Annotated in this window: 14 protein-coding genes; 3 read left to right on the plus strand and 11 right to left on the minus strand. The window is 44.3% G+C overall.

The window, feature by feature from the left end; translation table 11 throughout:
• Nucleotides 1–209 precede the first annotated feature (209 nt).
• From AC0YN4_RS00515 to AC0YN4_RS00530, 4 genes are all read right to left on the minus strand, one after another.
• Entirely contained in the window at nt 210–731 is a 522-nt protein-coding gene (locus AC0YN4_RS00515; RefSeq protein ID WP_475834841.1) for a GNAT family N-acetyltransferase, read from the minus strand.
• A 70-nt stretch (nt 732–801) separates the two neighbouring features.
• Nucleotides 802–1434: a hypothetical protein gene (locus AC0YN4_RS00520; RefSeq protein WP_475780530.1), complete on the minus strand. Its 633-nt coding sequence runs from the start codon at nt 1432–1434 to the stop codon at nt 802–804.
• A gap of 12 nt (nt 1435–1446) precedes the next feature.
• Nucleotides 1447–1854: a permease prefix domain 1-containing protein gene (locus AC0YN4_RS00525; RefSeq protein ID WP_475780531.1), complete on the minus strand. Its 408-nt coding sequence runs from the start codon at nt 1852–1854 to the stop codon at nt 1447–1449.
• A 1-nt stretch (nt 1855) separates the two neighbouring features.
• Nucleotides 1856–2182 (minus strand): PadR family transcriptional regulator, encoded by a 327-nt coding sequence (locus tag AC0YN4_RS00530; RefSeq protein ID WP_475780532.1) that lies wholly within the window; start codon nt 2180–2182, stop codon nt 1856–1858.
• A gap of 323 nt (nt 2183–2505) precedes the next feature.
• On the opposite strand from AC0YN4_RS00530, the gene AC0YN4_RS00535 reads away from it, so the two are divergent.
• The 3 genes from AC0YN4_RS00535 (at nt 2506) to AC0YN4_RS00545 (ending at nt 5359) form a co-directional block, all read left to right on the plus strand.
• A complete protein-coding gene (locus tag AC0YN4_RS00535; protein ID WP_475834842.1) occupies nt 2506–3396 on the plus strand; it encodes a LysR family transcriptional regulator in 891 nt (296 codons plus the stop codon).
• A 198-nt stretch (nt 3397–3594) separates the two neighbouring features.
• Nucleotides 3595–4263 carry a Crp/Fnr family transcriptional regulator gene (locus AC0YN4_RS00540; RefSeq protein WP_475780535.1) on the plus strand — a complete coding sequence of 223 codons (669 nt, stop codon included), beginning with the start codon at nt 3595–3597 and terminating at the stop codon, nt 4261–4263.
• A gap of 85 nt (nt 4264–4348) precedes the next feature.
• The gene (locus AC0YN4_RS00545; RefSeq protein ID WP_475834843.1) at nt 4349–5359 is read left to right on the plus strand and encodes an alpha/beta fold hydrolase; all 1011 of its coding nucleotides are present in this window, start codon (nt 4349–4351) and stop codon (nt 5357–5359) included.
• Nucleotides 5360–5478: 119 nt separating this feature from the next.
• Here AC0YN4_RS00545 and AC0YN4_RS00550 read toward each other — a convergent pair whose 3' ends face one another.
• The 7 genes from AC0YN4_RS00550 to AC0YN4_RS00580 form a co-directional block, all read right to left on the minus strand.
• Nucleotides 5479–6318, minus strand: coding sequence for a GNAT family N-acetyltransferase (locus AC0YN4_RS00550; protein WP_475834844.1), 840 nt, complete (start codon nt 6316–6318; stop codon nt 5479–5481).
• 229 nt (nt 6319–6547) lie between these two features.
• Nucleotides 6548–6784, minus strand: a complete 237-nt coding sequence (locus tag AC0YN4_RS00555) for a hypothetical protein (protein WP_475834845.1) — start codon at nt 6782–6784, stop codon at nt 6548–6550.
• Nucleotides 6784–7977 carry a Ger(x)C family spore germination protein gene (locus AC0YN4_RS00560; protein WP_475834846.1) on the minus strand — a complete coding sequence of 398 codons (1194 nt, stop codon included), beginning with the start codon at nt 7975–7977 and terminating at the stop codon, nt 6784–6786. The genes AC0YN4_RS00555 and AC0YN4_RS00560 overlap by 1 nt, the downstream gene beginning before the upstream one ends.
• A complete protein-coding gene (locus AC0YN4_RS00565) occupies nt 7967–9076 on the minus strand; it encodes a GerAB/ArcD/ProY family transporter (protein WP_475780539.1) in 1110 nt (369 codons plus the stop codon). Before AC0YN4_RS00565 ends, AC0YN4_RS00560 begins: the two co-directional genes overlap by 11 nt.
• Nucleotides 9077–9094: 18 nt before the next feature.
• Entirely contained in the window at nt 9095–10594 is a 1500-nt protein-coding gene (locus AC0YN4_RS00570; RefSeq protein WP_475780540.1) for a spore germination protein, read from the minus strand.
• A gap of 143 nt (nt 10595–10737) precedes the next feature.
• On the minus strand, nt 10738–11001 hold the full coding sequence (locus AC0YN4_RS00575; protein WP_475780541.1) for a hypothetical protein: 264 nt from the start codon (nt 10999–11001) through the stop codon (nt 10738–10740).
• Between the two features lie 139 nt (nt 11002–11140).
• Nucleotides 11141–11554: a VOC family protein gene (locus AC0YN4_RS00580; protein ID WP_475780542.1), complete on the minus strand. Its 414-nt coding sequence runs from the start codon at nt 11552–11554 to the stop codon at nt 11141–11143.
• Nucleotides 11555–11606: the final 52 nt, after the last annotated feature.

The following is an 11606-nucleotide window of genomic DNA, read 5'->3' on the forward strand; positions in this document are numbered from 1 at the left end:
CTATTTGCAACATTTTAGCCGCAACAAACTGTTTAGCTGCGATACCCCTGAGAAATGTTGCAGTTTGGTCAACATAAAGCTGTTTTTGCCCTTAAGGAGGGGTAAAATGATGCCTCGTCTGCAACATTTAGCCGACTCAAGCAGATCCACTCTGACAATAACAAAAAGCTGCCTCAAAGTCGCTTAGACTTGAGACAGCTTCGATAAAACTAGCTATAAAACTTCTCGTACAAGCAGAACCCGCTGGGCGAGGTTCCTTTGTACGCGTAGCCGAGACCGCTGTAGAAGGCGTTCAGCTTCTCGTTGTTTGCGATGCAGTCGAGACGGATGCGATCCTTCCCTGGGAACGATACGCCTTCCTCGGCCCAGCGAACGATATCAGCTCCGAGGCCTTGTCCGGCATATTCGCGGTTGATCGCCAAGCGGTGCAGGTAAACGATCGATTCGTGACCTTCCTTGCCCCATAAGCCAAGATCCCAGTCGCCGGGAACTTGCATAAGCAGGACGATGCCGGCCAGAACCTCGCCATCCTTGAAGAGGAACAGTTCCCCTTTGTCGATATGACCGGTTACGTTATGGTGATCGTCGCCGTTCAACAAGGCGCTCCACTGCTTAGAGCCTGTGCTCTTCAGCCAAGTCGCTGTGCCGACGAGCAGCTCCATAACGGCAGGGGCATCGGCTGCGACAGCTTGGGATACTTGAATACGTGCGTTGACTTGATTATTTTTCATGAGGTGTGAGGGCATAGGTCATTCTCCGTTTTATGTTTTTGAACATTATAGCATCCTATGCCTTAAGCGATCAAACGGGAGGGCGTCTGGCGTAGAAATACATACTGAGCGGCCACCAGATGACAGCGAATATGGGATAGATTGCCCAAATATCCTCCGGTGACGTAACGGCATTCAGGATAACGAATAAAGCGCTGGTAAGGAGCGAGGCGCATAAGGCAAACTCAAACCACTTGCGATCGCGGCTGAAGTAAATGGACATCGGCCACCAAATCGCAGCGTAAGCAGGGAAGATGATCCATGGAAACTGAGGCGACAGCAGCAAATTCAGCGCGCCGTACGATATGATGATGCAGAAGCTGCCGATAAGTGCCATCTGAAGTGTAGCCGCGAAGCGGCCGGCATACATGATGATCGGCCACCAAATAATGGCGAAGGCCGGATACAAGAACCACGGATGACCAGGACTTTGTGCAATATTCTCCACGATGAGGTACAAGATAATCAATAAGCTGGTTACGGCCGAGTAGGCTTTGATCCTGCCGGAAGCGGCGAAATACATGGCAATCGGCCATTGAATAATGGCGAAAGCGGGGTGAATAACCCACAGATAGCCGGGGGAAGTCAGATGGTTGACGAGAATAAGAAATGCAATGCTCATCAGACTGCCCATCACGGCAAAAGCGACGCGGGGACTTGTCATCTCACGACCTCCTTATTTCCAGCCGAGCCACTTGTAGAACATGACAAGCGGCCACCAAGCTACACCGAATGTAGGATATACAAACCAAATCGTGCCAGGTGTGTAATACATGTTGATGAACACCATGAGGGCGACGATCAGGCCGCTTCCCCAGAGCGAGAAACCCAAATGCAGTCCATATTGCTTTCGTGCTGAAACGGGGTCTTGGCTGCTCGCGCCGAATTCCAATTTGATATCAGAGATATCGCCGAACTCCACGATGGCTTTATTGATCGCATCTTCCTCGGATTTGCCGCGGCGCATCAAATCGTATACTTTTTCCTCTAAATTTTGCGTGATTTCCTCTTGCATCGATTGCTTCTGTTCGCTGTCCGGAATATCAAAAAACCATTCCTCTACATGTGCGCTAATCTTCTTCATCCTACAATCCCTCCATGAAAATATTGACGATCTCTTTGATTTCAATCCATTCCTCAACCGTTTCCTTCAAATAAGCTTTGCCGAGCTTCGTAATCTTGTAATAACGCCGCTTGCTGCCGTGCGATATGTCGCCAACGTACGATTCAATCAGCTCTTTGCGCTCAAGCCTTTGGAATACCGCATACAGTGTGGCTTCCTTGATTTGAAATCGATCCCCGGTCCGCAAACTGATTTCTTTGGAAATCTCGTAGCCATAGCGGTCTTCTTCATAAATCAGCCGCAAAATGATCGCATCGAGATGTCCGCGAATGATATCACTTCGAATCATGTGTGGTCCTCCTGTACAAAATAAATAGATCTGTCATTTACTCTGCCACATAGTGCTCTATCTGACATAGTTCTATCTGATGGAGTAAATTTATCACAGATTACTCTATGTGTCAAAGTAATAATTATTTGACCTCCATAGCACAGAAAAAAGCGTCCTCTCGGACGCTCTTACATCACTTAGAAATTTAAATAAAGCATACCGAATTATGTGATTAAAGTTACGGTTTAATGAAATAAAAAAATGGTACGATCGGTCTTGCTTTTCTCATTTTGTTGCATGTATGTATCTCAAAATCATGAAGGATAGAAGAAGGTGAAGTTATGGTCGATTTTGAATGGTACAGAAGTTTTATCGCCATTTTTAAACACAATTCGGTTACCGAGGCCGCGAAGACCCGGATTATGACACAGCCGGCGTTGAGCCAGCACCTTGCTTCTCTGGAAGCTGAAGTTGGTGAACCATTGTTCACTCGAACCGCAAGAAAGATCGCTCCTACTGAACGTGGCAAGCAGTTATACTCTCATCTTGTCCCCCTAATCGAAGCTTTAGAGGAGAAGACAATGGGATTGAAATTGAATCTGTCAGCAACTATGGAGGTTATTAGGATCGGTTCAACGCATGAGTTGTTCACTGAGAAAATTATATCCCGGTTATCGTTGCCGAAATTAAGCACGATTACGTACTTTGGCGAAGCCGACCATTTATTGAAGCTTCTCAAAGAAGATCTTGTAGATATTATATTAACCACTAAAAAAAATTTGACACCGGGTATTGAGTATGTACGACTTATGGAGGAAAGCTTTGTCATTGTAGCTCCATTCGAAACAATTGTTCCTGAATTCAAATTCTTGAAGGATATGGAATTATGGCTTTCGGAACAACAATGGATAAGCTATGGACTCGAGCTTCCGATTATTAGCAGGTACTGGAGAGACTTTTTTAAGTCGAGGCCAAGGATTGAACCCGTCCATGTTATCCCGAGTCTACATTTAATCTTAAGAGCTATTGAGGGAGGAGCTGGATTTAGTTTACTCCCGACCTATATGCTCAACCATCACAAATTAGCAGAACCCCGATGGCGAATGCTGTTCGAGCATATGAATGTACGCAACGAATTGTTTATCGGATTCAAATCCAAGCATAAACACGTACTTGTTATTAATGATTTCATCGAGAGAATTAGCGAGGCAACCAATGAGAAAATTTTATGACCACAAATTGTAGAAATTAAATACTTCCTTGTAATTTAGGGATAAAACATACCTAATTCGTAAATGACTATTGCAAATCATACTAATTGAATATTTTTCTTTTGAGAAACACCAACTTATAAAGTAACTAATGTCACGGAATATCTACTTTCCATTATGTTATCATTGCTCGAGTATTAATGAAGGAGCTGAGATAGATTGATTCAGTCTGGGTGTTTGTCGCAAATCCTATCCGCATTCCCAAGCATGGCAGACATAACGGAAGAGGATTGGAATCAGGATGGTATTAGTGTCATTCAAATGGAACCGAATGCCATTATAGAAGAGGGGCAATTATTGGATTATATCTATCTGGTATTAGAGGGCACTGTAAGAATGTTTAAAATAAGTTCCAGTGGTCGAGAAATCACATTGTATAGAATTCATGATGGTGAATGTTGTCCTTTGATGATTTCATGTATTTTAGGCGGCACTAAGTTTGAGGCTTCAGCATGCGTAGAGATTCCTGTGGTTTCTCTAAAGATACAAGCGAATATTTTTCGCGAGTGGATGGAGCGTTATTCGATTTTAAGACAGTTTATTTTTCAATTATTAGCCAAACGTATTGTGCTTTTTGGAAGCCTGCTAGACAGCGCGTACTTCAAGTCCGTTCGAGGAAGAGTTGCGGATTTCCTAATCGAGTTGTCTGAGCAAAAAGGTAAAGCTGACAGTTTACAAATTACACATGACTGCTTATCAATAGAATTAGGCACAGTACGTGAGGTAATTAGCCGAACCTTGAAGTCTCTTGAGAGGGAGGATATTATCAAACTATCTCGAGGAAGAATAACGATTTTAAATAGAATGGCGCTCGAAAGTGAATTATAGATCCCTTAAAGGATTGAATGCCGAAAAGTAGTTTGATCCATGGAGATTGCATAGCGTGACCAAATAAAGGAGTAGAGATAAGGGCATGAGCTTGGTATTTTACCGGGTTCAGCTTTTTTTTTGGACAATTTCGGGCTGGTTACAGAAGTGTGAATCCTCAAGTCACTATAAGCATAAACTCAATAAAGTCGCTTACGAGAGGATGTTTATCGTGATGCCATATTCTTCGTGGAATAATCAAATTCCAAATCCGTATCCATTCCTACCACAAGGGCATTATTACAACCCTTATTTTGGAGCTGGACATTTATGGTGGGGTTATCCGCAAGATGGAAGAGGAAACTATCTGATACCTGCACGTCAGCAGCTTACTTTTGTACTGGTGCATGGTTCCTGGGCTGACGCGCATTTCTGGGATGGCGTAGCCGCCGTACTGCGAAGTCAAGGACACATTGTTTATACGCCTGAATACGCAGGACATGGAATCAATAGCAATAAAAATGTTACGCATGCGATGATAACAAAATCAGTTGTTGATTATATAAAACAGATGCAATTACAAGATTTTATCCTCGTTGGGCACAGCTTTGGCGGGTCCGTTATCCAAAAAGTCGCCGAACAGGTGCCCGAACGGATCAAGCGGTTAGTATTCTGGGATGCTTTCGTATTAAAGGACGGAGAATCTGTGATTGATGAAATTCCACCCGAAACAGTGCAGGGTTTTGAACAACTCAGAGCGATGTCAGCTGACGATACGATTATGCTTCCATTCGATATATTTCGGTCATTGTTTGTAAATACGGCAACAACGGAGGACGCTAAACTCTTTTATACAAGTGTCCTACCGGAGCCCGCTAAACCACTTTTTGAGAAACTGGATCTAAAAACGTTCTATACGCTGCAAATCCCCAAAAGCTATGTATATTTCTACCAGGATAACGTATTGCCGCAAGGGGAAGGTTACGGATGGAATCCCCACATGTCAACACGACTCGGTTTGTTCCGCCTTATCGTTGGTGATGGGGACCACTTTACATATACACGTACAAGACCAGCCTATTTAGCACAAAAAATATACGAAGCAAGCAGGGATTAATTTCAACGCTCCAGAAACCAGCCGTTTTGAAAAAACGTAGGTTTCTCTACAGTCTGAAACTCTTGTCCAATTGGACAAGAGTTGGTTTATTATGTTTTGTTTTGTTTCAAGCGATTGTATTAGTCATTTTTTAATAGGTAATTCGGACGAACATACATGCGTTTGAAGCCTGCACGAAGATAATTGCAATAAGATTTGAAATTGTTTTCTTCCCCCTCTGCCGGCTGAACGGTCTCAACGGTGAACCCCGTAACGCCAGCCAAGATTGCATCGGTCAATCTTCTATGGATTAGAGCATACTGTGCGCCTCTTCCGCGATGGTCGGATAGCGTTGCATCACAACCCAACCAAGCCCAGCCGTCCTTAATGAACATGGCTCCGCTTGCAACCGGAGTATCTCCGTCGTATGCAGCGTATGCCTTCCAATTAGGCCGTCCTGCCAAAGCGGACATGAAAGGAGCAATCGTTTCCGGTGCGCAGAAACCCATTTGTACTGTCTTACCAAAGTCTTCCGCATTCTCGGCTCCGACGAGCCGGACCTCAAGCGATGTTGGAAGCGGATGTAGTTCTGCAGGCGATCCGTCACGGTAAAACTTTGCCCAGCCATGACCGCTCTTGACAAGTCCTTTGCTCTCCAGCAGATCTTGGAAAGAATCCGGAGAGGCAGTAGGAGCTACTTGAAGCGAGAAACTCGCGATTGCATGCTCCTGCATCCAAGCAATAGCTTCTTCGAGAATCGTCTCCGTAATCGGTTCTTCAATGCCCAAACCAATAACGCGATTAAATTCGGTGATGGGAATCGTTTTATCTGCGATCCCAAGGCTTGTTCCAAAATGACTATACGACAGGTTCGAGCTAGCGGCATAATCTTCAGGAGCGGCAAGGAACATATCGTTCCATGCATCGCGGTCTACGGTTTCGATACATGTGCGAATGGTTTTCTCAGAAGTTATTTTCATTTCAATTCAATCTCCTCTTCGTTGTTTGGAATCCGGAATCTGCATATTGGCGGACGCAATTCGGACCATACAGGATATTGTAGAACCTATCCTTGCATTAAACAAATTACAAATATAAGAGTTTTTGATAAAAATTTTTATCTGTTTTTCCAAGTACCGACATTCGCAAAATGAAACAAGCACTCGTTCAATTTTTTGGACGAGTGCTTGTCATTTGATAAGCTAATAGTTAATTATCTATGAAATATCTTCCGATTTTCTCGAATAGAATGGTGAAGAGACTCATCGGATTAAACGTGGACGTTTTGTTTAAGAACACGAATGCATACATCAGCACAACAATGATCATTAACGTAATATAGATGCTCCCAACTCTCGTTTCTCGGTTGCGAACGAGTTTGCGGACTTGATAGTACGTCACGATAGCCACGATTGCTAAGAATAACAACACATTTACTATCTGCATTAGTCTACGTCACCTGTTTTCTCATCTCGGTACAACGGCAATTTGTCATAGCCTGTTCCAATAACAGATATTTTAGAGTTAATGATTACGTTTACTGTGGGATATAAGGTTGTCCATGAAGGTGAAAGTCGTTTCCATTTCGAAGGATTGTTGACATGGATGTTACGACCGAATCCGAAGATATCAGCCTTGTATTGCTGCTGGCTCTTCTTCACGGATTTTTCAATGGATGTGGTGAGTTGAGAAGACAGAAGTTTATTCAAGAGCTCAATATTATGCGGCTCACTAAAGTCAAGCTTGCTCCCGTTCTCGATAAGCTCGCAGTTACTTTGAATAGACACGTGCATATTTATCGTATTTTCTTTAAGTTCCGGTTTGAGACTGTGTTTGGAAGACAGGATTTGTACGCTAACATTGCCATCTCCTTGTGGAACGTACACGGTAAGAAACGAATTCGACATGTTTTTTGTGACCCAGTTCAAAGCACGAGTTTCTTCATCGTTAAAAAAGCCGATTAACTTCAAATTCTTAAATATGCCTACACCAAATAACTTAATGTGCGGTTCCTTCGAAGATGAGGGAGAAGCCCCCTTTGACCCTTGTGTATGAATAACCTGGAATGCCCCCATAACAGGTTCGATTCCCTCAGTGGAAGCAATTGCATTAAAGTTCAAGATTGTCGTTGCCCTGCCTGATGGTTGCTTGTGCAGATTTTGAAATTGATCCGCAGGGATAGATTCAAGCGCTACCGGATAATTAAGAAGTTCCATGGCCTTTACTCCTTTGGCCACGAACACCATGTTTCTCGTCCTCATGTCCACTTCGCGTACATAGCTATCAAAAACTTTTTCCAAACCGTGCCTTGCCATTTCTTCGCCAATGATAATGACTCTCCGATGCGAATAGTAGAGCTTTAAATGGACTTTTTCCTGCAATTTTTGGCGCGCATCGGCAAGGGTTTTTCCTTCTGCAGCGATGACGAAAAAAGACTTTGGATCACCGCTGCTTCCGCTCGATTGCAAAGGCGTCGGAATCGCGATTTGAATGCTTTGCGTCAACGTTCCGTCCTTATTGAAATCCAGTCCGCTTGCAGTAACGATCGCCAAACCTTTCACTTCTCTTCGATCCCAGCATCCGGTAATCACCACCAAACTCGCGATAATCGAAGCGACGATGGCGTTTCTAAGTCTCATGGAGAACCCTCCGACTTGACAGGATCGAATCGATGCATAATAGAACGGTTGGAATCAGGTTTGCGGCAATGAAACTTGCTATAGGGAAGGAATAAAAGTAGAACTGCAAGATCACATCCATCCCAGGTGCTTTTTCCATGATCCATATTGTGCCGATAAAAACAAGCAGAAGCACAGGCAGTGTAATGGCCCGCTGATTCTTAACTTTGCTTATCCGACTAACACAGAGACAAGTAACAAAGAGAAATATGGCTAACTTAAGAAAACCAAAGGAGACCCATATTGGAAAAAAAACAGGGTCGAGCCTTTCTAACACGTCCCCTAAACTGATGTAGCGGATCAGTGCTCCATAAGGAAAAGTAAATTTGGATACGAGCGGGCCTTCAATAAGCGTGCAAATCAGTACGGTCTTGAGCATGAGGATTGTGATGATCATGGTTGAATAAAGGGATGCTTTGCGAGCATGTCGGGGTTGATTCATAAAAGGGATTAAGAATGCAATAAGAATGATCTCTCCTTGCCAACCACTGGGTACAGAAGCCCCTTTTATAATCGGAAGTAGTCCATTTTCTGCGACAGGCAGAAGATTCATACGATCCCAGTCACGAATCGAAATGAAAAAAATGATGAAAGCAATCAAGATCACGATCGGAAAAATAATCTCGCCGCATCGGCCGATGACTCCAATTCCGCACCAAGCAGCAATACCACAAACGATGAAAAGCATAAGTAAAGGTACGACATGTGGAGTTAGTTGGTGGGAAATCACGGCGATGAGATCGGTAATCACTTTTGAAATGGCAGATGTATATACAAAGAGAAAGCAGAAGTAATAGGCTCCAACGAATGCACTGAACCACTTTCCCAAAATGCTTCTGCTGTACTCAATAATCGTCATGTTGGGGTACCTTGCAGCTAGCGTAGTCGAAACGAATACGCACCAAATGCTTGTAATTGGGGCAATCAAAACGGACAACCATGCATCTTGCTTTGCATAATGCGCAGGGAAGGCTGCAATGTTGAATACCTCTGTCCCCAGAACCGCAACGCTAATAATAATGACAAATTGCCACTGTGTGAGCTTCTCTGCTTTAATCATCCGTACCTCCGCGTTCAATTAGTCGTTCTGATTGCTCGAATCGGGCTGTTTTCTCGGTGGAATCCTTAATCGGTTCTGCCCAGCAGCAGTTTCGGGACGCAAGTTCATCTTGAACCATGGTTTCCGGACGAATACATCCTTTAATCCGTCCAGGGATAGCGGTGCGACTGGATAGAGGTACGGTACGCCAAAGGAACGCAGCGCAGCCAAGTGGATCATGATCGCGATAATGCCGATCATTAATCCGTAGAAACCCATGAAACCTGCCAGCAATAGCAGAGGGAATCGGAGCAGTCGGAAGGCAAGTCCAAAATTATAACGGGGAATAATGTACGATGCAATTCCTGTCGTAGCCACTACGATAACCACTGGAGCTGATATAAAACCGGCCTGAACAGCAGCTTGTCCGATGACGATACCGCCGACGATGGTGACTGCAGAACCAACACCTTTGGGAAGCCGTAACCCGGCTTCGCGTAAAGCTTCAAATGTTATTTCCATCAGAAGCGTTTCAATAATGGCAGGGAATGGAGACATCTTTTGCGAAGAAGCAATGCTTAACAGCAGGCTTGTTGGCAGTATGGGATGATCATAACTGACTAACGAAACATATAGGGAAGGTAGAAATAAGGAAACAGCCGTAAATAGGATGCGAAGCCAGCGAAGAGGCGTCGCAGCGATCGATCGTTCATAATAATCTTCGCTTGCTTGCAAGCCAGTCCAGAAGGTCATCGGAACCACCAGAGCGATAGGCGTACCGTCGGTCAAAATGGCTACTTTGCCTTCAAGAAGGCTACCGATTACCACATCGGGTCTCTCGGTGTTCTGAACTTGCGGAAAAGGAGAGTAGGGGGTATCTGTAATAAACTCTTCGATATATCCGGATTCCAACACACCATCGATTTCGATTTGACCAAGACGGTTACGAACATCTTGGAGTAAATCCTCTTTCGCGATATCTTTTAAGTAAGCGATTACGACATCAGTCTGCGAGAGAGTGCCGATCGATAGGGTTTCCATTTTTAAACTGGAGGTCCGAAGTCTAACTCGCAATAATCCTGTGTTGGTTTGCAGACACTCCACGAATCCCTCGCGTGGTCCGCGTATAACCGGCTCAGATTGGGGGTCTTCAATTCCTCTTCTTTCCGACCCTTTCACGGCTACTGCAATACCATAATCCACTTCGTCAAAAAGAAAAACGATGTCGCCTTTCAAGACGCTGTCTTCGATCTCGCATAGGAGTGTTACCTTCTTGGTTTTGCTAACGGGGAGAAAGCTTGCTTGTATGACTTGTTCGATGCCATTCGACTTTACAAGTTCCGGAGAGAGGCTCATGAACTCCTTGAGGATCACATCCTCTAGATGGCTCGTATCGGATAGACCGGAAATGTATAACGCGAGCATTTCGATCTGCATTGGCATTGAAGAGGAATGGAACACGACATCGGAACAATCCTTGAAGATGGCTTTTAGCAATTGCTCATTAATAGAGATGCTAGGTTCTAACGGAATTTTCATTGTATGGTGCTCCTTTTAGCCTCATGATAAAAAAAGAATGTAGAAATGTAATTTGAATAATTTATCCTGAATTATCCTTTTTATGCATATTCAGCATGTTGACAAAAAAACAAAAGCGTCCCAATGGACGCTCTACATCGCTGTTATTTCACTTGTTTACTTAGCCAAACGCTGCTCAGACCGCTTGTCGTCCCATTGTCCGGCCGCGGCCCTTTCTGAATGTTTTTGCTGCGATTCACCGCGTTCTGGCCGCCTTGGTTGGCGTTAAACCCTACGTCTTTGTTGATTTGCCCGCCGCTCTGGGCCTTCTGGATCCAGGTAAAACGGCGACGATCGTTGTGAATCGAGATGTTGTAGTTGTAGGTGATGTTTATAATTGTCGTACCTTTGCGCAATCTAACCATCATTCATCCTCCCATCCTATTAGTACACTATATGAATCTATGGGGGAGGGGATTATGTTAGTGTCAGGTAGACGGATGCATCAATTTTAGGACAGAAAAAAAGGGACAGCCGTCAAAGGCTTGTCCCGTTTCTTTATCGAAGTTATAGTCCTTGGTTGAACTGCCATGTGATGCCGAATTTATCCGTTGTGACGCCATACAGCTTCGTCCAGAACGTTTCTTGAAGCGGCATGCTGTTTGATCCGCCTTCGCTTAGTTTCCCATAAATACGTCTGAGTTCGTCAGCGTCATCTGAAACGATTGCAAGACTAATGTTGTTCCCCATCGTAAAAGGCATACCCGGGAACGTATCCGAGAACATGAGGTTGCTTCCAAGTACAGTCATGCGGGCATGCATGATGCCATTCTCCATGCCGGGAGGCAGTGGATATTCCGGATTCGGCGGGATTTCACCAAATGTCGTCAAATTCGTAATTTCAGTATTGAAGACTTCCGCGTAAAATTCAATGACTTCACGGGTATTTCCTTGAAAATTCAGGTAAGCATCAACTGACATTCCATTCACTCCTTCAGTGGTTTGGATGAAGAAATTTGGTCTTCATTGCCAT

It is taken from the genome of Paenibacillus sp. J22R3 (genome assembly GCF_056269305.1).